15 protein-coding genes are annotated in these 20,954 nt (G+C 73.2%); 11 read left to right on the forward strand and 4 right to left on the reverse strand.

Translation table 11 applies throughout. From position 1 onward, the window contains the following. The first annotated feature begins 51 nt into the window (after positions 1 to 51). From ACFYYR_RS23350 to argF, 7 genes are all read left to right on the forward strand, one after another. Entirely contained in the window at positions 52 to 435 is a 384-nt protein-coding gene (locus ACFYYR_RS23350; protein ID WP_388856742.1) for a hypothetical protein, read from the forward strand. A 185-nt stretch (positions 436 to 620) separates the two neighbouring features. Next, entirely contained in the window at positions 621 to 2,108 is a 1,488-nt protein-coding gene (locus ACFYYR_RS23355) for a 3' terminal RNA ribose 2'-O-methyltransferase Hen1 (RefSeq protein WP_388856745.1), read from the forward strand. Next, positions 2,105 to 5,068: a polynucleotide kinase-phosphatase gene (locus ACFYYR_RS23360; RefSeq protein ID WP_388856748.1), complete on the forward strand. Its 2,964-nt coding sequence runs from the start codon at positions 2,105 to 2,107 to the stop codon at positions 5,066 to 5,068. The genes ACFYYR_RS23355 and ACFYYR_RS23360 overlap by 4 nt, the downstream gene beginning before the upstream one ends. A 201-nt stretch (positions 5,069 to 5,269) precedes the next feature. Continuing rightward, positions 5,270 to 5,818 carry a PadR family transcriptional regulator gene (locus tag ACFYYR_RS23365; protein WP_388856751.1) on the forward strand — a complete coding sequence of 183 codons (549 nt, stop codon included), beginning with the start codon at positions 5,270 to 5,272 and terminating at the stop codon, positions 5,816 to 5,818. 49 nt (positions 5,819 to 5,867) lie between these two features. Then, positions 5,868 to 7,589: an acyl-CoA dehydrogenase family protein gene (locus ACFYYR_RS23370; protein ID WP_388856754.1), complete on the forward strand. Its 1,722-nt coding sequence runs from the start codon at positions 5,868 to 5,870 to the stop codon at positions 7,587 to 7,589. 80 nt (positions 7,590 to 7,669) lie between these two features. Further along, positions 7,670 to 8,896 (forward strand): arginine deiminase, encoded by a 1,227-nt coding sequence (locus ACFYYR_RS23375; RefSeq protein ID WP_388856757.1) that lies wholly within the window; start codon positions 7,670 to 7,672, stop codon positions 8,894 to 8,896. Between the two features lie 132 nt (positions 8,897 to 9,028). Further along, complete coding sequence (gene argF, locus ACFYYR_RS23380) at positions 9,029 to 10,036, forward strand: ornithine carbamoyltransferase (protein WP_388856760.1); 1,008 nt, start codon at positions 9,029 to 9,031, stop codon at positions 10,034 to 10,036. A 220-nt stretch (positions 10,037 to 10,256) separates the two neighbouring features. Here the strand turns inward: argF and ACFYYR_RS23385 are convergent, their stop codons facing one another. Beyond that, complete coding sequence (locus tag ACFYYR_RS23385; RefSeq protein WP_351513562.1) at positions 10,257 to 10,679, reverse strand: ATP-binding protein; 423 nt, start codon at positions 10,677 to 10,679, stop codon at positions 10,257 to 10,259. Positions 10,680 to 11,002: 323 nt separating this feature from the next. Here ACFYYR_RS23385 and ACFYYR_RS23390 point away from each other — a divergent pair, with 323 nt between their 5' ends. After that, positions 11,003 to 11,830 carry an enoyl-CoA hydratase family protein gene (locus ACFYYR_RS23390; RefSeq protein ID WP_351513560.1) on the forward strand — a complete coding sequence of 276 codons (828 nt, stop codon included), beginning with the start codon at positions 11,003 to 11,005 and terminating at the stop codon, positions 11,828 to 11,830. Then, positions 11,815 to 14,244 (forward strand): FAD-dependent monooxygenase, encoded by a 2,430-nt coding sequence (locus ACFYYR_RS23395; RefSeq protein ID WP_388856763.1) that lies wholly within the window; start codon positions 11,815 to 11,817, stop codon positions 14,242 to 14,244. The genes ACFYYR_RS23390 and ACFYYR_RS23395 overlap by 16 nt, the downstream gene beginning before the upstream one ends. Positions 14,245 to 14,333: 89 nt before the next feature. Here the strand turns inward: ACFYYR_RS23395 and ACFYYR_RS23400 are convergent, their stop codons facing one another. Continuing rightward, positions 14,334 to 15,167, reverse strand: coding sequence for a PaaX family transcriptional regulator C-terminal domain-containing protein (locus tag ACFYYR_RS23400; RefSeq protein ID WP_388856766.1), 834 nt, complete (start codon positions 15,165 to 15,167; stop codon positions 14,334 to 14,336). A gap of 9 nt (positions 15,168 to 15,176) precedes the next feature. Continuing rightward, positions 15,177 to 16,961, reverse strand: coding sequence for an AMP-binding protein (locus tag ACFYYR_RS23405; RefSeq protein WP_388856769.1), 1,785 nt, complete (start codon positions 16,959 to 16,961; stop codon positions 15,177 to 15,179). Between the two features lie 119 nt (positions 16,962 to 17,080). Here ACFYYR_RS23405 and ACFYYR_RS23410 point away from each other — a divergent pair, with 119 nt between their 5' ends. Together ACFYYR_RS23410 and ACFYYR_RS23415 are read left to right on the forward strand one after the other, a co-directional pair. Continuing rightward, entirely contained in the window at positions 17,081 to 18,211 is a 1,131-nt protein-coding gene (locus ACFYYR_RS23410) for an acyl-CoA dehydrogenase family protein (protein WP_388856772.1), read from the forward strand. 98 nt (positions 18,212 to 18,309) lie between these two features. Continuing rightward, positions 18,310 to 18,744, forward strand: a complete 435-nt coding sequence (locus ACFYYR_RS23415; RefSeq protein WP_388856966.1) for a RidA family protein — start codon at positions 18,310 to 18,312, stop codon at positions 18,742 to 18,744. Between the two features lie 391 nt (positions 18,745 to 19,135). Here ACFYYR_RS23415 and ACFYYR_RS23420 read toward each other — a convergent pair whose 3' ends face one another. After that, positions 19,136 to 20,821 (reverse strand): LCP family protein, encoded by a 1,686-nt coding sequence (locus ACFYYR_RS23420; protein ID WP_388856775.1) that lies wholly within the window; start codon positions 20,819 to 20,821, stop codon positions 19,136 to 19,138. Between the last annotated feature and the right edge of the window lie 133 nt (positions 20,822 to 20,954).

A 20,954-nucleotide genomic window follows, 5' to 3' on the forward strand; every position in this document is an offset into this window, starting at 1 on the left:
GATCCATGAGGGCCTGTCCGGCGCATCCGTGAGCAGTATGGTCAGAGCCTCATGAAGGCTCTCATCTTACTGTTCGCCGTGTTCGTCGTTTTCATCATGCCGACGTCCCTGGTGTGGCTGCTGGGGCGGCGAGCGCGGGTCGCCGGCTGGATGCTGGTCGTGTTCCTGCTGGCCGGGTGGCTGACGGTGTCCGTCGGCTGGGTCCTCTCGCAGCGGGCACAGCCATCCCTTTTTCCCGATACGTCACCCTGTTACGGCACGCGTGCCACTCCTGTCTCGCAGTACTTCCCGCCCGACTCGTTCTGCCTCCACGCGGACGGGGAGTTGCGGACGGTCAATGGGCCGAACGCCAAGCTCGTGTTCTGGACCGCTGCCAACACCACCTTGGCGATGGCGATTGCCGCCGCCTTTGTGCGGCGTCGTCAACGAGCTTGATCGGGGCCACCGCCCGGGAGTGCTTGAGCGATCTCCCCGCCCCATGACCATGCCAGCGAATCGGGACCCGGGCGGTCACAGGATCTGCCGGACAGAACCTGGCCCAACTCCAACTCCCCCGCAGGCGCACCACCGCGGACAAAATGCGTGGTGGGGGGAGAACCCGGCCGACCATACTCGGACATGTGTTTCTGACGATCAGTACGACCGGTACGCCGGAGCGGCCCGCGACGGACCTCGGGTTCCTGCTGCACAAGCATCCCGACGTGGTGCAGGTGTTCTCCACCGCTCAGGGCAGGGCTCATGTCTTCTACCCCGAGGCGACCCCCGAGCAGTGCACCGCCGCGCTGCTGCTGGAGGTCGATCCGGTCGCGCTGGTCCGCCGGGGGAAGGACAAGGGGCGTGGTGGCGCGCCCGACGCGGCGCTGGCGCAGTACGTCAACGACCGTCCCTACGCGGCCTCTTCGCTGCTGGCGGTCGCTCTCGGCAATGTCTTCTCCAGCGCGGTCAAGGGACGCTGCCAGGCCCGCCCGGACCTCGCCGACCGGCGTATACCGCTGCGTATCGACGTGCCGGCGCTGCCCGCTCGCGGCGGGCCGGACCTGGTGCGCCGGCTGTTCGCGCCGCTCGGCTGGAGGGTCACCGCCGACTCGGTGCCGCTGGACGACACCTTTCCCGAGTGGGGCGACTCCCGCTATGTACGGCTGGTGCTGGACGGCGCGTTCCGCCTCGCCGACGCACTGCGCCACCTGTACGTGCTGCTGCCGGTGCTCGACGACGCCAAGCACTACTGGGTCTCGGCCGACGAGGTGGACAAGCTGCTGCGGTCCGGTGAGGGCTGGCTGGAGGACCACCCCGAGCAGCGGCTGATCACCAGCCGCTATCTCGCCCGCCGCGGGGCGCTCACCCGGGACGCCATGGCGCGGCTCGCGCTGGCCCGGCTCGCCGAGGCCGACGACGCCCGCCCGGAGGAGCTCGACAACGCCGTGGACGAGAGCGCCGACACCGAGGAGAAGCCCGTACCGCTGGCCGTGCGTCGGCGCGAGGCCGTCCTGGACGCGCTCCGCGCCGCCGGTTCTGCCCGGGTCCTCGATCTCGGCTGCGGACAGGGGCAGTTGGTCGGAGCCCTGCTGAAGGAGCGGCAGTTCACCGAGATCGTCGGGGTCGACGTCTCGATACGGGCCCTGCACGAGGCGCGCCGGCGGCTGCGACTGGACCGCATGCCCGAGCGGCAGGCGGACCGGGTCAGGCTGCTCCAGGGCTCCCTGGCCTACACCGACAGCCGCCTCAAGGGATACGACGCTGCGGTGCTCAGCGAGGTCGTCGAGCATGTGGACCTGCCGCGGCTGCCGGCGCTGGAGTACGCGGTGTTCGGGTCCGCCCGGCCCACGACGGTCGTGGTGACCACGCCGAACGTCGAGTACAACGTCCGCTGGGACACCCTCCCCGCCGGGCGGGTGCGCCACCCCGACCACCGCTTCGAGTGGACCCGGGCACAGTTCCGGTCCTGGGCCGGGGAGGTGGCCGAACGGCATGGCTACGACGTCGAGTTCCGGCCGGTGGGGCCGGAGGACCCGGAGGTCGGACCGCCGACCCAGATGGCGGTCTTCCACGCGGGTGGGGCAGGGGAGCAGAGCGTGAGCGGGACGTCCGGGAAAGGGGCGGCAGCATGACGAACGAGTACGGTGCCCCGGAGACCGGTGCCCCGGCTGCCGCACCTGAGCACGGTGTCGCGGAATCCGGTGTCCCCGCTTCCGCGGAGGACGACCGCGGGGCCCCGGTGCCCGGTGACCTCGCTGCCGACGCCTCCGCCACGGCTCCTGGCCACGGCGCCCCCCTCGCGTCCCCCGGCCCCGGCCGGCCTCGCGCTGAGCTGTCCGGCCGGCCCCTCGCGGAGCCGTCCGACCGGCCCCCCACGGAGGGCCGGTCCCTCGCGGTGCCCGACCTGTCGCTCGTGGTCCTGGTGGGAACCACCGGGTCGGGCAAGTCCACGTTCGCCCGCCGGCACTTCCTGCCCACCCAGGTCGTCTCCTCCGACGTCTGTCGCGGGCTGGTCTCCGACGACGAGAACGACCAGAGTGCGACACCGGACGCCTTCGACGTCCTCGACTACATCGCCGGCAAGCGGCTCGCCGCCGGCCGGCTGACGTTGGTGGACGCCACCAACGTCCAGGCCGATTCCCGGCGCCACCTGGTGAAACTCGCCCGCGAGCACGATGTCCTGCCGGTGGCGATCGTCCTCGACGTGCCGGAGCGGGTCTGCGCCGAGCGGAACGCCGCCCGTCCCGACCGTGCGGACGTCCCCGCCCATGTCATCCCGCGGCAGCGCCGCGAGCTGCGCCGTTCACTGAAGTCCCTGGCCCGCGAGGGCTTCCGCACGGTGCACGTGCTGCGCGGCACGGACGAGGTGGACGCCGCCTCGGTCCGGCTGGAGCGCCGCTACAACGATCTGCGGCACCTCACCGGCCCGTTCGACATCATCGGCGACATCCACGGCTGCCGGTCCGAGCTGGAGACCCTGCTCGGGACCCTGGGCTACGTCCTTGAACGGGACGCCGACGGGCGCCCGGTGGGCGCCGCGCACCCCGGGGGCCGCACCGCGGTCTTCGTGGGTGACCTCGTCGACCGCGGGCCGGACAGCCCGGGCGTGCTGCGCCTGGTCATGGGCATGGTCGTCGCCGGCACCGCGCTCTGCGTCCCCGGCAACCACGAGAACAAGCTCGGCCGCTACCTCAAGGGCCGCACGGTGCAGCACACCCACGGGCTGGCCGAGACCGTCGAGCAGCTGGAGAAGGAGGAGGACGCCGATCCCGCCTTCCGCACCCGGGTGGCGGAGTTCATCGACTCGCTGGTCAGCCACTACGTCCTGGACGAGGGCAGACTCGTCGTCTGCCACGCCGGGCTGCCCGAGAAGTACCACGGCCGCACCTCCGGCCGGGTCCGCTCGCACGCGCTCTACGGGGACACCACCGGCGAGACCGACGAGTTCGGCCTCCCCGTCCGCTACCCGTGGGCCGAGGACTACCGGGGCCGGGCCGCCGTCGTCTACGGCCACACCCCCACCCCGCGTGCCTCCTGGCTCAACAACACCATCTGCCTCGACACCGGGTGTGTCTTCGGCGGCCGGATGACCGCCCTGCGCTGGCCCGAGCGCGAGCTGGTGGACGTACCGGCCGAGCGGGTCTGGTACGCGCCGGCCAAGCCCCTCGCCACGCAGGCCCCGGGCGGCGCCGACGGGCGTCCGCTGGACCTCGCGGACGTCTCCGGGCGCCGCGTCGTGGAGACCCGGCACGCGGGCCGGGTGTCGGTCAAGGAGGAGAACGCCGCGGCGGCGCTGGAGGTCATGAGCCGGTTCGCCACCGACCCGCGGCTGCTGATGTATCTCCCGCCGACCATGGCGCCCTGTGCCACCTCGCGGGAGGAGGGGTATCTGGAGCACCCGGCGGAGGCGTTCGCCGCGTACCGCGCCGACGGCGTGCGCCGGGTGGTGTGCGAGGAGAAGCACATGGGCTCCCGGGCGATGGTCCTGGTGTGCCGGGACGAGAAGGCCGCGCGGGAGCGGTTCGAGGCCCCGGACGGGGTGTCGGGCGCGCTGTACACCCGCACCGGAAGACCGTTCTTCGAGGACGCCGCGACGACCGAGCGGATCCTGGCCCGGCTGCGGACGTGCGTCGACGGGGCGGGCCTCTGGGCGGAGCTGGACACCGACTGGATGCTGTTCGACGCCGAGCTGATGCCCTGGTCGCTGAAGGCCGTCGGCCTGCTGCGCAACCAGTACGCGGCGGTCGGCGCGGCCTCCCGTGCCGTCTTCCCCGGCGCCCTCGCGGCACTGGAGTCGGCCGCCGCGCGCGGTCTGGACGTCTCCGGGCTGCTGGACCACCAGCGGGAACGGGCCGCGGACGCCGCCGCGTTCACCGACGCCTACCGCCGCTACTGCTGGCCGGTCGGGGACGCGGCGCGCGGCCGGACGAGCGGGGCGGAGCAGGCGCCGGACGGCACCGCCACGGTCCCGCGGAGGGCGGACGGCCTCGACGGCATCCGGCTGGCGCCCTTCCAGATCCTGGCGGTCCGGGGACGCAGCCTCGCCGCGCTCCCGCACCTCGACCAGCTCGCGCTGATCGACCGTCTCATCGAGGCCGAGGCCCTGGGCGGCACAGCCGACGGCAGCCCCGACGGCACCGGTGGCAGCAGCGGCCACCGGCACCCGGAGCCGGCGGCCGGCCTGCTGACGCCCACCCGCCGGCTGGTCGTCGACACCGGGGACGAGGCCTCGGTCGCCGCCGGTGTGCAGTGGTGGCTGGACCTGACGGCCGCGGGCGGGGAGGGGATGGTCGTGAAACCCGCCCGGGCCCTGGTCCGCGGGGAGGACGGGCGGCTCGTCCAGCCCGGCATCAAGTGCCGGGGCCGGGAGTACCTGCGGATCATCTACGGCCCGGAGTACACCCGGCCGGAGAACCTGGAGCGGCTGCGGGTCCGACACCTCGGCCACAAGCGGTCCCTGGCCCTGCGCGAGTACGCCCTCGGGCTGGAGGCGCTGGACCGGCTGGCGGCGGGCGAGCCGCTGTGGCGGGTCCACGAGGCGGTGTTCGCGGTGCTGGCGCTGGAGTCGGAACCGGTCGACCCACGGCTCTGAGCCTTCGGGCCCCTGGGCGCCCCCACGCCTCCACCACAACCCGGCCCCGGCCGGAACACCGGAGCCCCGGCCTGATCAGGCCGGGGCTCCGGTGTTCCGGCCGAGGCCGCAATCGCCCCTCCCCGCCGTCGGAGTGAGCCGTGTCTCATCCGGACCAGGCCCTCTTGCCTATGCAACAAGTTGCATAGCAGGGTGTGGGGCATGGCCCTCGAGCACGCGATCCTCGTCTCCCTGCTGGAGCAGCCGGGGTCCGGCTACGAGCTGGCCCGGCGGTTCGACCGGTCCATCGGGCACTTCTGGACCGCGACCCACCAGCAGATCTACCGCGTCCTCAAGCGCATGGAGGGCGACGGCTGGATCGATGTCCACGAGGTGCCCCAGGAGGGGCGCCCGGACAAGAAGACCTACTCCGTCGCCGCCCCGGGCCGGGCCGCGCTCTCGGACTGGCTGCACGAACCCGTCGAGCCCGAGAGCGTCCGCCACGACCTGGCGGTGAAGATCCGCGGCGCGGCCTTCGACGACCCGGCCGCGCTGATCGCCGAGGTGGAGCGCCACCGGAAGGCGCACGCCGACCGGCTCGACCGCTACCTCGCGGGGGAGCGGCGGGACTTCCCGGATCCCGGCGCGCTCGACACCGGCCAGGAGCTCCAGCACGTGGTGCTGCGCGGCGGTATCGAGTACGAGCGGATGACGCTCGCCTGGCTCGACGACGTCCTCGCCACCCTGCGCCGCCTCGGCGACCGGCACTGACCCGTACCACTCACCGTCCGAACCCTCTTCCAGGAAGGTGTCCCGCACCATGGCGGACCCGCTGCTGTTCAACCCGCGCACCTACGACCCCGCCCACTTCGACCCCGAGACGCGCCGGCTGCTCCGCGCCACCGTCGACTGGTTCGAGGGGCGGGGCAAGCGGCAGCTCATCGAGGACTACCGGTCCCGGGCCTGGCTCGAGGACTTCCTCGCGTTCTCCGAGAAGGAAGGGCTGTTCGCGACCTTCCTGACCCCGTCCGCCGAGGCGGGCGACAACGGCGACAAGCGCTGGGACACCTCGCGGATCGCCGCCCTCAACGAGATATTCGGCTTCTACGGCCTGGACTACTGGTACGCCTGGCAGGTCACCATCCTCGGCCTCGGGCCGGTCTGGCAGAGCGACAACACCGCGGTCCGCGCCCGTGCCGCGGAACTCCTCCAGCAGGGCGAGGTGTTCGCGTTCGGCCTGTCCGAGAAGGCGCACGGCGCCGACATCTACAGCACCGACATGGTGCTCACCCCGGACGCCGAGGGCGGCTTCCACGCGACCGGCTCCAAGTACTACATCGGCAACGGCAACGCGGCCGGGCTGGTCTCGGTCTTCGGCCGCCGCTCCGACATCGAGGGCCCCGAGGGCTACGTCTTCTTCGCCGCCGACAGCCGGCACCCCGACTACCACCTGGTCAAGAACGTCGTCGACTCCTCGAAGTACGTCAGCGAGTTCCGGCTGGAGCGGTACCCGGTGCGGGCCGAGGACGTGCTGCACACCGGCCGTGCCGCGTTCGACGCCGCGCTGAACACCGTCAACGTCGGCAAGTTCAACCTCTGCACCGGCGCCGTCGGCATCTGCGAGCACGCGATGTACGAGGCCGTCACCCACGCCCACAACCGGATCCTCTACGGCCGCCGGGTCACCGACTTCGCCCATGTGCGCCGTGAGCTGACCGACGCCTACGCCCGCCTGGTCGGCATGAAGCTGTTCAGCGACCGCGCCGTGGACTACTTCCGCAGCGCCGGTCCCGAGGACCGCCGCTACCTCCTCTTCAACCCGATGACGAAGATGAAGGTGACCACCGAGGGCGAGAAGGTCATCGACCTGCTCTGGGACGTCATCGCGGCCAAGGGCTTCGAGAAGGACACCTACTTCTCGCAGGCGGCCACCGAGATCCGCGGCCTGCCCAAGCTGGAGGGCACGGTCCACGTCAACCTGGCCCTGATCCTGAAGTTCATGGGGAACTACCTCCTCAACCCGGCCGAGTACGCCCCGGTGCCGACCCGGCGCGACGACGCCGACGACACGTTCCTGTTCCGCCAGGGCGCGGCCCGCGGCCTGGGCTCCATCCAGTTCCACGACTGGCGCACCGCCTACGACGCCCACGCGGACCTGCCCAACGTGGCCCGGCTGCGGGAGCAGGCGAACGCGCTGTGCACCCTGGTCACCACCGCCGCGCCGGACGCCGAGCAGGCCAAGGACCTCGACCTGCTGCTCGCGGTCGGCCAGCTCTTCGCGCTCGTCGTGCACGGCCAGCTGATCCTGGAGCAGGCCGAGCTCACCGGCCTGGACCGCGACGTCCTGGACGAGCTCTTCGGCATCCTCGTCCGGGACTTCTCGGCGTACGCCGTCGAGCTGCACGGCAAGGACTCGGCGACCGAGGCCCAGCAGCAGTGGGCGCTCGGCGCGGTCCGCCGCCCGGTCACCGACACCGAGCGCACCGCCCGCGTCTGGGCGCAGGTCGAGGCGCTGTCCGACGCCTACGAGATGCGGCCATGAGCCGGTGAAGTCCAGCCCTTGAGCCCGTGAAATCGGGCTCGGCAGGCGCGCGGGCCGCCCGTCTCGGCCAGGATGGAGCCATGGCGTTCCATGTGGATTCCGAGGCCGGGCGGCTCCGCCGCGTCATCCTGCACCGCCCCGACCTGGAACTGAAGCGGCTCACTCCCAGCAACAAGGACGCGCTGCTCTTCGACGACCTGCTGTGGGTGCGCAGGGCACGGCAGGAGCACGACGGCTTCGCGGACGTGCTGCGGGATCTCGGCATCGAGGTGCACCTCTTCGGCGATCTGCTCGCCGAGACCCTGGAGGTCCCCGAGGCGCACAGGATGATCCTGGACCGGGTCTTCCAGGAGAAGGAGTACGGCCCGCTCGCCACCGAGCACCTGCGGGCCGCCTTCGACGAACTGCCGATCCCCGACCTGGTGGAGGCGCTCGTCGGCGGCATGACGAAGCGGGAGTTCCTGGAGCGGCACGCCGAGCCGGTCTCCGTCCGCTTCCACGTCATGGACCTGGACGACTTCCTCCTCGCCCCGCTCCCCAACCACCTCTTCACCCGCGACACCTCGGCCTGGGTGTACGACGGGGTCTCGATCAACGCCATGCGCTGGCCCGCGCGGCAGCGCGAGACGATGCACTTCGAGGCGATCTACCGGCACCACCCGCTGTTCACCCAGTCCGGCGCCTTCCACGTCTGGTCCGAGGGGCAGAGCGCCTACCCCTCCACCATCGAGGGCGGCGACGTGCTCGTCATCGGCAACGGCGCGGTGCTGATCGGCATGAGCGAGCGGACCACCCCGCAGGCGGTGGAGATGCTGGCGCGCGGCCTGTTCGCGGCGGGCTCGGCCACGACCATCGTGGCGCTCGACATGCCCAAGGCGCGCGCCTTCATGCACCTGGACACGGTGATGACGATGGTCGACGGGGACACCTTCACCCAGTACGCGGGGCTGGGCGAGCTCCGCTCGTACACCATCGAGCCGGGCTCCGGGGAGCGGGAGCTCAAGGTCACCGACCATCCGCCGGAGCACATGCACCGGGCCATCGCCGCCGCGCTCGGCCTGGACGGCATCCGGGTGCTCACCGCCACCCAGGATGTGCACTCGGCCGAGCGGGAGCAGTGGGACGACGGCTGCAACGTGCTCGCCGTGGAGCCGGGCGTGGTCGTGGCCTACGAGCGGAACGCCACCACCAACACCTTCCTCCGCAAGCGGGGCATCGAGGTCATCACCATCCCCGGGAGCGAGCTGGGCCGGGGCCGGGGCGGGCCGCGCTGCATGAGCTGCCCGGTCGAGCGGGACCCCGTGTAGGGCGGAGGATGGGGTTCCGCGGTCACGGCCGCGGACACCCGGGTCCGTATAGAGATGCAAGGTCTCGTATATACTTTCAGTATTCGATTCCCTGATCCATCACCGACCGATCCGTGACCGAGGAGCCCCACCATGGCGACAGACCTCTCGGGCCGCCACTTCCTCAAGGAGCTGGACTTCACCGCCGAGGAGTTCCGGCACCTCGTCGAGCTCGCGGCCCGGCTGAAGGCCGCCAAGCGGGCGGGGACCGAGGAGCCGCGGCTGCGCGGCCGGAACATCGCCCTGATCTTCGAGAAGACCTCGACCCGGACCCGCTGCGCCTTCGAGGTCGCGGCGGCCGACCAGGGTGCCTCCACCACGTATCTCGACCCGTCGGGATCGCAGATCGGGCACAAGGAGTCGGTGCGGGACACCGCCCGGGTGCTGGGCCGGATGTTCAACGGCATCGAGTACCGCGGGCACGGCCAGGAGATCGTCGAGGAGCTGGCCGGGGCGGCCGGTGTGCCGGTCTTCAACGGTCTGACGGACGAGTGGCACCCCACCCAGATGCTGGCCGACGTGCTCACCATGACCGAGCACAGCGACCGGCCCCTGGCCGAGGTCGCCTTCGCCTACCTCGGCGACGCCCGCTACAACATGGGCAACTCCTACCTCGTCACCGGCGCGCTGCTCGGCATGGACGTGCGGATCGTCGCCCCGAAGTCGCTCTGGCCCGCCGACGAGGTGATCGCCCGCGCCCGTGAGCTGGCGGCGGGGAGCGGGGCCCGGGTGACCCTCACCGAGGACGTGGCCGAGGGCGTGAAGGGCGCGGACTTCGTCACCACCGACGTCTGGGTGTCCATGGGGGAGCCCAAGGAGGTCTGGGACGAGCGGATCGAACTGCTCACCCCGTACGCCGTGACCATGGACGTGCTGCGGGCCACCGGCCGGCCCGACGTGAAGTTCCTGCACTGCCTGCCGGCCTTCCACGACCTGGGCACCGCGGTCGGCCGCGAGATATACGAGCGGCACGGGCTGACCTCGCTGGAGGTCACGGACGAGGTGTTCGAATCGGAGCACTCCGTCGTCTTCGACGAGGCGGAGAACCGGATGCACACCATCAAGGCGGTCCTGGTCGCCACCCTCGCCGGGCCCGAGTAGCGGGCGGACGGCGGAGCGCGGACGGCGGAGCGCGGGCCCTGCCGGGCCGCGCGACCGCCGCCGGATAGGTGTGGGCCTCCGGGGCCGGTGAATGTCCGGCCCCGGGAGCCCCGGACCGGCCGGCCGTGACCGCCGGGGCCATGGACGGGCGACCGTGGCCCCCGCGGCGGGGCGACGTGCGGCCGCTGGGCCCGGGCAGCGGGCCTGCGGCCGCCCTGGGTCAGCGCGGCTCGCCCGGCGGGTGGAGCGTGAACCAGACCGCCTTCCCCCGCGGGGTCGCGCGGTAGCCCGCGCGCGAGCTGAGCGCGCGGATCAGCACCAGGCCGCGCCCCCGCTCCTCCAGGGCGTGCGGATCCGACTCCGGGTTCTTCAGGTCCCCGGGCGGTGCCGGGTTGCGGTCGTGCACCTCGATCCGGCAGCCCCCGGTCAGCAGCTCCACCACCAGAACGACCGACTGGTCGCCGGGGGTGTGCTGGATGGCGTTGGTCACCAGCTCGGCCGTGAGGAGCTCCGCGGTATCGCGGTCGGCCGGTTCGTCCAGCTCCGCCAGGGCGTCGCGGACCAGGGATCGGGCCATCGGCACAGCCGCGGCGGTGTGGGGCAGCTCGAACTGCCAGAAGGTCGGGGAGTCGGCGTCAGGCACGAAGGGTTCCGGTCGGTCGGGGGGATGGGCTCTCTGCGACGTTCCACCGTAGGAACGGGTACCCATGGCCCGGCAGGGGTCGCCGGACCGCCCTCCGCGGGACCGAGGTCCCGAATCGGACGGGTCTTCCGCCCCGGAGCGGACACGGTCCGCCGGTCCGGGGCGCCTGTGGCCGGCCCCGCGGTGGCCCCGGCCATCCTGGCCCGGGAGCCGGTTCGCCCGGGCCGCGCGCCGTCTTATGTCGTACTCATGACGACAGTCACACAACGGTGATAGCTTCGCAGGGCAGGTACCAGCCGCCCGGCTGAAGGAGGCCGTACTCCATGAGTCCGTTCACCGGTTCCGCCCGGACGACCGAGGAGTGGCGGCATCTCCGCCTCACCCGGGACGGCGGCGTCGCCACGGTCACCCTGGCCCGCCCCGAGAAGCTCAACGCGCTGACCTTCGGCGCCTACGCCGACCTGCGCGATCTGATCGCGGAACTCGCCCGCGACGGCTCCGTACGGGCCCTGGTGCTCGGCGGCGAGGGGCGCGGATTCTGCTCCGGCGGCGACGTCGACGAGATCATCGGCGCCACCCTCGCCATGGACACCGGCGAGCTGCTGGACTTCAACCGGATGACCGGCCAGGTCGTCCGGGCGCTGCGCGAGTGCCCCTTCCCGGTGATCGCCGCGGTGCACGGCGTCGCCGCGGGCGCGGGCGCCGTCCTCGCGCTGGCGGCCGACTTCCGGGTCGCCGACCCGTCGGCCCGCTTCGCGTTCCTCTTCACCAAGGTGGGGCTCTCCGGCGGGGACATGGGCGCGGCCTATCTGCTGCCCCGCGTCGTCGGCCTCGGGCACGCCACCCGGCTGCTGATGCTCGGCGAACCGGTGCGTGCCCCGGAGGCCGAGCGCATCGGCCTGATCAGCACCCTCGCCGAGGAGGGCCGGGCCGGGGCGGAGGCCGCCGCGCTGGCCCGCCGGCTCGCCGAGGGGCCGGCCCTCGCCCACGCCCAGACCAAGGCGCTGCTCACCGCCGAGCTCGACATGCCGCTCGCCGCCGCCGTCGAGATGGACGCGGCCACCCAGGCGCTGCTGATGAACAGCGCCGACTACGCCGAGTTCCACGCCGCCTTCAGCGAGAAGCGGCAGCCGAAGTGGCAGGGCAGGTAGCCGTGCCGGGGCGGAGCGCCACGGACGGGCCGCTGCGGGTCGCGGTCGTCGGCGGCGGGCCCGGCGGCCTCTACGCGGCGGCACTGCTGAAACGCCTCGACCCGGCCCGGGAGATCACCGTCTGGGAGCGCAACGCCCCCGACGACACCTTCGGCTTCGGCGTCGTCCTCTCCGACGAGACCCTCGGCGGTATCGAACACGCCGACCCCCAGGTCTTCCGGGAGCTCCGGAACGCCTTCGTCCGCTGGGACGACATCGACGTCGTCCACCGCGGCCGCACCCTCACCTCCGGCGGCCACGGCTTCGCGGCCCTCGGCCGCCGCACCCTCCTCGCCGTGCTGCAGGCACGCTGCCGGGAGCTCGGCGTCCGGCTGCGCTTCGGTACCGAGGCGCCGCCGCACGCCGAACTCGTCCGCGACCACGATCTGGTGATCGCCGCGGACGGGGTGCACAGCGTCACCCGGGACGCCCTGGCCGATGCCTTCCGGCCACGGGTCGTCCGGCACCGCTGCCGCTACATCTGGCTCGCCGCCGACTTCGCCTTCGACGCCTTCCGCTTCGAGATCGCGGAGACGGAGCACGGGGTGATGCAGCTCCACGGCTACCCCTACTCCCGTCCCTCATCGAGGCGCTGCGGGCCGCAGCGGCCCCCTGCGTCCCCCGACTCCTCGGAGCCCTCGGCCGACGCGCCCGGTGCGAGCACGGTCATCGTCGAGATGCGCGAGGAGGTCTGGCGGCGTGCCGGTCTGGACCGGTGCGGGGAGGCGGAGTCCGCCGAGCGGTGCGCGAAGATCTTCTCCGACGCGCTCGGCGGCCGCGGGCTGCGCGGCAACCGCTCCACCTGGATCTCCTTCGCCACCGTCACCAACGAGCGCTGGAGCCACGGCCGTACGGTCCTGCTCGGCGACGCCGCCCACACCGCCCACTTCTCCATCGGCTCCGGCACCAAGCTCGCCGTCGAGGACGCCCTCGCGCTCGCCGCCTGCCTCCGGGAACACCCCGCGCTGCCCGACGCCCTCGCCGCCTACGAGGCCGAGCGCCGCCCCGTCGTGGAGTCCACCCAGCGGGCGGCCCGCGCCAGCCTGGAGTGGTTCGAGGAGCTGGACACCGTGCTCGGCCAGCCGCCCCGCCAGTTCGCCTTCAACCTGCTCACCCGCAGCCGCCGCATCACCCATGACAATCTGCGGCTGCGCGACCCGGAGTTCGTCACCGCGGTCGAGCGCGACGTGCTGCCGGACACCGCTCCCGGGGACGCCGGAACGTCCGCCACCCCGCCGATGTTCACCCCGTTCCGGCTGCGCGGACTCACCCTGCGCAACCGGGTCGTGGTGTCCCCGATGGACATGTACTCCACCGAGGACGGCACACCCGGCGACTTCCATCTGATGCACCTGGGCTCCCGCGCCCTGGGCGGTGCCGGGCTGGTGATGACCGAGATGGTCTGCGTCGCCCCGGAGGGCCGGATCACCCCCGGGTGCGCCGGGCTCTGGACCGCCGGACACGAGGCGGCGTGGCGGCGGATCACCGACTTCGTCCACCGGCAGTCACCCGCCGCGGCGGTCGGGGTGCAGCTCGGCCACGCGGGGCGCAAGGGCTCCACCCGGCTGATGTGGGAGGGCATCGACCAGCCGCTGCCGCACGGCAACTGGCCCCTGGTCGCGGCCTCCCCGCTGCCGTACCGGGCCGGCGTGAACCAGGTGCCGCAGGAGCTCGGTGCCACCGGACTGGCCGAGGTCCGCGAGCAGTTCACCGACGCGGCCCGGCGCGCCGCCCGCGCCGGCTTCGACCTCCTCGAACTGCACTGCGCCCACGGCTATCTGCTCTCCGGCTTCCTGTCGCCGCTCACCAACCGGCGCACCGACGGTTACGGGGGCGACCTGGCGGGACGGCTCCGCTACCCCCTGGAAGTCTTCGACGCGGTGCGGGAGGTGTGGCCGGACGACCGCCCGATGACCGTGCGGATCTCCGCCACCGACTGGGCCGAGGGCGGCACCACCGCCGACGACGCCGTGGAGATCGCCCGCGCGTTCCACGCCCACGGCGCCGACGCGCTCGACGTCTCCACCGGCCAGGTCGTCCCCGACGAGCGCCCGGAGTACGGCCGCTCCTACCAGACGCCGTACGCCGACCGGATCCGCAACACCCTCGGCGTGCCGGTCATCGCGGTCGGCGCCATCTCCTCCTGGGACGACGTCAACTCCCTGGTGCTGGCGGGCCGCGCCGACCTGTGCGCGCTGGCCCGGCCGCACCTCTACGACCCGCACTGGACGCTGCACGCCGCCGCGGACCAGGGCTACAGCGGTCCCGGAGCGCCCTGGCCGCTGCCGTACGCCGCGGGCAGCCGCAAACCCCCGACCGGCCGGACCGACGCCCCGAAGCCGCGGCTGACGCTGGACGCCCCGACGGCCGGCTGACGGGGGACGGCTGAGGGGGGGGGCGGGATGACGGGGGAACGCACCCGGTCCCGCACGAGCACCGCCGGGTCCGTCGGGGGCCCGGCCGGTCAGCCCGCCTCCAGCACCCCGCGCACATGGCCGGCCGCCGCCTCGCGCAGCCGGGTGTGGAGGGCCGCGAACACCTCGGCGCTCCGTCCGCCCGGCCAGTCCGCCGGCAGCAGTGCCGCCGGCAGGCCCGGGTCGGCGTACGGCACCCGCCGCCAGGAGTCCAGCGCCAGGAGGTGGTCCCGGTAGGCCTCGGCCGGGTCGCCGGGGGCCGGACCGGACCAGCGCCGCAGCACCGGCTCGTGGGTCCGGAGGAAGTCCCGGTGGAGCTCCGCCGTCGCGTCCAGGTCCCACCAGCGCGCCACCGAGCGCGCGGTCGGCTCGAACCCGGTGTGCGCCCCGGTGAACAGGTCCACGTAACCGGCGAGTTCCAGCCGCTCCAGCGTGTGCCGGGCCTCCTCCAGCAGGTGCGCGGGGGCGATCCACACCCCGGGCGCGGCGGTGCCGAACCCCAGCCGCGCCAGCCGGGAGCGCAGCAGATGGCGCTTGTGGCGCTCCTGCTCGGGCACGGAGAAGACGGCCAGCACCCAGCCGTCGTCGAGGCGGGCGGGCGGCCGGTCGTAGATGCGCCGGTCGCCGTCGTCGAGGAGCTGCCGGGCGTCGTCGGAGAGCACATAGCCGGCCGCGCCGCCCTCCGCCCGGGCCGGCCGCAGCAGCCCGCGGCGCTTCAGCCGGGAGACCGCCGAGCGCACCGAGGGCGGGTCCACGTCCACCGCGCCCAGCAGCCGGATCAGCGCCGCGATCGGCACCGGCCGCCCTCCGCCGGGACCGTTCCCGCGCCCGTGCGCGCCGTAGAAGGTGACGATCAGGGACCGCGGTGTGTGCTGCTCTGCCACGGGGTCACTCTAAAACGCCGCGGCCGTCCCGGTCGCGCTGCCGTCCGCGCCCCTGCTTCCGTTCCCGCGCCCGTCCGGAGCGCTCGCCGCCTCTCCGTCCCCGTGCGCGCTCGGAACGCCCTCCGCCCCGCCGCCCCCGCTCCCGTCCGGGGTGCCGGGCGGCGCTTCGGCCCCGCCCGGGGCGCGGAGCCGGAACCGTTGCAGCTTCCCGGTCGGTGTCCGGGGCAGCGCGTTCAGGAAGACGATCTCCCGAGGGCATTTGTACGGCGCTATCTCGGACTTGACGAACTGCCGCAGGGCCTCGGTCGCCGCCGCGTCGCGGCGCGCCCCGTCCCGCAGCACGGTGTACGCCACCACGACCTGCCCCCGGCGCTCGTCGGGGCGCCCCACCACCGCGGCCTCCAGGACGTCGGGGTGGCGCAGCAGGGCGTCCTCGACCTCGGGGCCCGCTATGTTGTACCCGGCCGAAATGATCATGTCGTCGGCGCGGGCCACGTAGCGGAACCAGCCGTCGGGCTCCCGGACATAGGTGTCACCGGTGACGTTCCAGCCGCCGCGGACGTACTCGCGCTGCCGCTCGTCCGCGAGATAGCGGCAGCCGGTCGGCCCGCGGACGGCCAGCAGCCCCGGTTCGCCGTCCGGTACCGGCCACCCGTCCGGCCCGATCACGCGCGCCTCGAAGCCCGGAACCGGAATCCCGGTGGTGCCGGGCCGGATCGCCTCGTCGGCGGCGGAGATGAAGATGTGCAGCAGTTCGGTGGCCCCGATGCCGTTGATGATGCGCAGCCCGGTCCGGCGGCGCCAGGCGTTCCAGGTGGCCCCGGGCAGGTTCTCCCCGGCCGAGACGCAGCGGCGCAGCGAGCTCACGTCTCGCCCCGGCTGTGCGTCGAGTTCCTCCAGCATGACCCGGTACGCGGTCGGCGCGGTGAACAGCACGGACACCCGGTGCCGCCCGATCGCGGGCAGCAACTGCCGCGGCCCGGCCTGTTCCAGCAGCAGGGCGGAGGCGCCCGCGCGCAGCGGGAAGACGACGAGCCCGCCGAGCCCGAAGGTGAAGCCGAGCGGCGGGCTGCCCGCGAACACGTCCTCGGGCCGCGGGCGCAGCACATGTGCCGAGAAGGTGTCGGCGATGGCCAGCACGTCGCGGTGGAAGTGCAGGCACCCCTTGGGGCGGCCGGTGGTGCCGGAGGTGAAGGCGATCAGGGCCACGTCGTCCGCGGAGGTCGCGACCGCGCGGTAGCCGGCGGGCGCGGCGGCGGCGCGGGTCCGGAGGTCGTCGGGGCCGTCGCCACCGTAGGTGGTGATCCGCAGGTCCGGCACCTCGGCCTTCGCGAGGTCGTCCAGGGAGCGGATGTCGCACAGGGCGTGCCGGATCCGCGCCGTCGCGCAGATGCCCGCCAGCTCCAGGGGGCGCTGCGCGGCGAGCACGGTCACGGCCACGGCTCCCGCCTTCATCACCGCGAGCCAGCAGGCCGCCAGCCAGGGGGTGGTGGGACCGCGCAGCAGCACCCGGTTCCCGGGCACCACGCCCAGCTCGGCCGTCAGGACATGGGCGATCCGGTCGGTGCGCTCCTGCAGTTCGCCGTAGGACCAGACCTCGCCGGTGCCGTCGACGAAGGCGGGGCGGTCCGCGCCGAACCGCTCCACGGTGCGGTCCAGCAGCTCCGTACCGCAGTTGAGCCGGTCGGGGTAGCACAGCCCGGGCAGGCCGAACGACAGCTCCGGCCACTGGTCGGGCGGCGGCAGGTGGTCGCGGGTGAACGTGTCCACGTGGGCCGATGGCTTGAGCTCCATGGCGGTGCGCCCCCTTGCGCCGGTCCGGGAATCGGGGTGGTTCCGGCCGTGCGGTTGCTGAACGAGCGTAACGTGATAGTGACGACAGTCAACGGTCCGCGATAAGAGAGGGGCTGTCCGTGCCCGCATTCGCGCTGGAACCGGAGCAGGAGAAGTGGTGCGACCAGGTACGGGAGCTCGCCGCCGGGCGATTGCGCGCACTGGCGGCCGAGGGCGAACCGGGCCTGATCAACCGGCCGTTGGTCACCGCCCTCGGCGAGGCGGGGCTGCTCGGCCGGGTCTTCCCGGCGGCGGGGGAGGCCGGGGTGTCCGCCCTCGACCTCTGTCTCCTCCGGGAGTCCCTGGCCCGGGAGTGCACCGAGGCGGAGACCGCGCTGGCGCTCCAGGGCCTCGGCGCCTACCCCGTGGTCCAGTCCGGCAACCGGGCGCAGCGGGAGGAGTGGCTTCCGGAGGTCGTGGCGGGCCGGGCGGTGCCCGCGTTCGCGCTCAGCGAGCCGGACGCGGGCTCGGACGCGGCCGCCCTGGCGCTGAGCGCCGAGGCCGACGGACCGGGCCGCTGGCGGCTGAGCGGCGAGAAGTGCTGGATCTCCAACGCCCCGCACGCCGACTTCTATTCGGTGTTCGCCCGCACCGGGGAGGACCGCGGCGCCCGCGGCATCACGGCCTTCCTCGTCCCCGCCGGGCGGCCGGGACTGTCCGGCGAACCGCTCGCCCTGCTCAGCCCGCACCCCATCGGCACCGTGGTGTTCGACGGCGTGCCCGTCACCGCGGACGATCTGCTGGGCGAGCCCGGTGCGGGCTTCGGGGTCGCCATGCGCACCCTCAACCTCTTCCGGCCGAGCGTCGGCGCGTTCGCGGTGGGCATGGCGCAGGCGGCACTCGACGCCGCCCTGGCGCACGCCGCCCGGCGCATCGCTTTCGGCGGTCCCCTCAGGGACCTCCAGTCGGTCTCCCACCAGCTGGCCGAGATGGCCACTCGCACCGAGGCCGCCCGGCTGCTGGTGCACGCCGCCGCGGCGGCGTACGACCGGGGCGCCCCGGACATCGCCAAACGGGCCGCCATGGCGAAGCTGCTGGCCACCGAGACCGCCCAGTACGTCGTGGACGCCGCCGTCCAGATCCACGGCGCCCGCGCCCTGCAACAGGGCCACCTCCTGGAACACCTCTACCGCGAGGTCCGCGCACCGCGGATCTACGAGGGTGCCACCGAGGTCCAGCGCACCATCGTCGCGAAGGAGCTGTACCGATGAACGAGTCCCCCCGGCCCGCGAACGACGCCTCCGGCGAGGAGAGCGCCGAAGGCGCGGAGAGCATCGGTGGCACGAAGAGTATCGGCGACACGAAGAGCATCGGCGGTGCAACGAGCACCGACGGCGCCGGCGCCCCGGCCGGCCTCCGGCGGATCAACCCGCCGGAGCTCTCGCCCCCCACGGGCTTCAGCCACGCCGTGACGGCCACCGGCGGGCGGCTGGTCCTGCTGGCCGGGCAGACCGCCCTGGACGGGAGCGGCGCCGTGGTCGGCGGCACGCTCCCCGCCCAGTTCGAGACGGCGCTGTCCAACCTCCTCACCGCCCTGCGCGCGGCGGGCGGCGGCCCGGAGCACCTGGCCCGGGTCACGGTCTACGCGACGGACGTCGCCGACTACCGCGCGCACGCCCCCGAACTCGGCAGGATCTGGCGCAGGCTGGCGGGCCGCGACTACCCGGCGATGGCGGTGATCGGCGCGGTCCGGCTCTGGGACGAGCAGGCGCTGGTCGAACTGGACGGGATCGCGGTCGTGTGAGGGGCGGGGGACGGAGGGAGGGGGACGATCCGGGTGCCGACGCGAAGCCACGGGCCTCGTCGTGGCCCGTGGCCTGCACCGGCTGTGGCACCAGCCTCCCGGCGCCGTTCTTCCCGGCACCTTGTCCCGGCACCGTTGTCCCCTCCACCGGCCGGGCCCGGACGCAGACCGGAGGCCGCCCCCTCGCCTGGAGGGAGCGGCCTCCGCTCCGTGAAATCCCGGCCGGCCGGTCACCCGTGCCCGCGGCGCGTCACCACCGTCCGGCCGGCCGCGCAACCGTCACGGCCACCCGACCGGAACCGCCGCGCCGTCAGGACTGCTGCGCCACCGGGGATCGCCGCCCCACCGCGACTGCCGCGCAAGCGTCACCGTCGCGCGGACCGCCACCCGCTCACTTGTCCGTGACCGTCACCCGCCGGTCGTTGCGCAGTTCGCTGAAGAGCTGGTTCGCCTTGGCCTCGTCCCACTCCACGGCGCTGCCCTTGGAAGTGCGCAGGTTCGTGTTGGAGACCGGCACGTTGATCTTCGTGCCCTGGCCGCCCGAGACGCTCTTCAGGCCCTTGAAGATGGCCGTGAGGTTCCACAGCCGGGTGTCCTTGTCCACGATGAGCGTGCCGAGCCCCGCGTCCATCGCGTCGTAGAGCTTGGGCGGGTCGAGCATGGTGTCCGTGTTGCCGGCCTTCTTGGCCAGTGCGGCCAGGAACTTCTGCTGGTTCTTGGCCCGGCCCAGGTCGCCCTCGGCCTCCTGGTGGCGCTGGCGGACGAAGGCGAGCGCCTCGGTGCCGTGCAGGGTCTGGCAGCCCTTCTTCAGGTCCGCGCCGGACTTCTCGTCCTTGATGGCCCGGTCGAGGCAGACGTCCACGCCGCCGACCGCGTCGACGATGTTCACGAAGCCCGCGAACCCGATTTCCGCGTAGTGGTCGATCCGCAGCCCGGTGTTGTTCTCGATGGTCCGGACCAGCAGTTCGGGGCCGCCCAGCGAGAACGCGGCGTTGAGCTTGTTCTTCGCCGGGCGGAGGTGCTTGCCGGTCTCGGGGCGGACGAACCCCGGCAGGGTCACCCAGGAGTCACGCGGCAGACTCAGCATCGTGGTCCTGCCCTTGGGGCTGGTGTGCAGCACCATCATCGAGTCGGTGCGGCGGCCCTCACCCGTGCCGGTGTGCAGGTCCTTCTTGGCCTGTGCGGTGAGCCCGTCACGGCTGTCGGAGCCCACGATGAGGTAGTTGGTGCCCTTGCCCGCCGCCGGCCGGCTGCCGTACTTGTCCAGGTCGACGTCGTGGTTGAGCTTCCCCTCGCCCCAGGCGTACGCGCCGCCCGGGCTCAGGAGCAGCGCCGCGGCCAGGATCAGCAGCGTCCGCTTCCTGCGGCGGGGCCGCTTCGCGCCGGACCCGGCGGTACGGCGCCGCTCCGGCCCGTCCCCGTCCGCGGCGCCCCGGTCGCCGCCGAACCGGGCCGGCGGGGTGCGCCGTACCGCGGCGCGCGGCATGTCGTCCTGTGCCGGCAGCAGTGTCTCTCCGCCCACCGCCGGGAGCGTCGATGTCTCCTGGAGGTGCAGCGGAGGAGCCTCTTGGGAGGCGAGAGGGTCCTGTTGGGGGTCGTGCAGCAGGGGGTCTCCCTGGGGCGGCAGCAGGTGGCCGCCGTGCGGGTGCGGCAGGTCGTCCCCCGGCGTCGGCACGGGGTGGTTCCCGTACGCCGCTGCCGATGTCACCTGCCCTGGCGTCACCTGCTCCGGCGTCACGTGCCCCGGCAGCAGCGGGTCGCCCGGCGCCCCCGGGTGCGGCGCCGCGCCGTAGTCGGGCACCGCGCTGTAATCGGGCACCGCACCGTAGTCGGGCACCGCGCCGTAATCGGCCGCTGTGCCGTAGTCGGGCGCTGTGGCGTAACCAGGCGCGCCGTAATCGGGCCCCATGCCGTAATCGGGCGCCCCGCCGTAGTGAGGCCCCGTGCCGTAATCGGGCGCCGCGCCGTATTCCGGCGCGTAGCCGTCCTGTCGCCACAGCTGCCCCGTGACATGCGCCGGCTCCGTAAAACCGCCGCTTCGGGTCTCGTCGGTCCAGTTGTCCGGCCAGTCGTTCATGACGTGAAAGTCTGCACGGTTACCGGGCGTCCTCGCCAAGCGGTTCGGACAACCGACCGAAAGAAGGGGAATTGTGCCGCCCGGCAGAACGAGACGAATCGCCAGTATCCCCGGACGCCGCGCAGAAGGTGAA

It is taken from the genome of Streptomyces sp. NPDC001922 (assembly GCF_042891165.1).
In the GTDB taxonomy this organism is placed as follows: Bacteria; Actinomycetota; Actinomycetes; order Streptomycetales; family Streptomycetaceae; genus Streptomyces.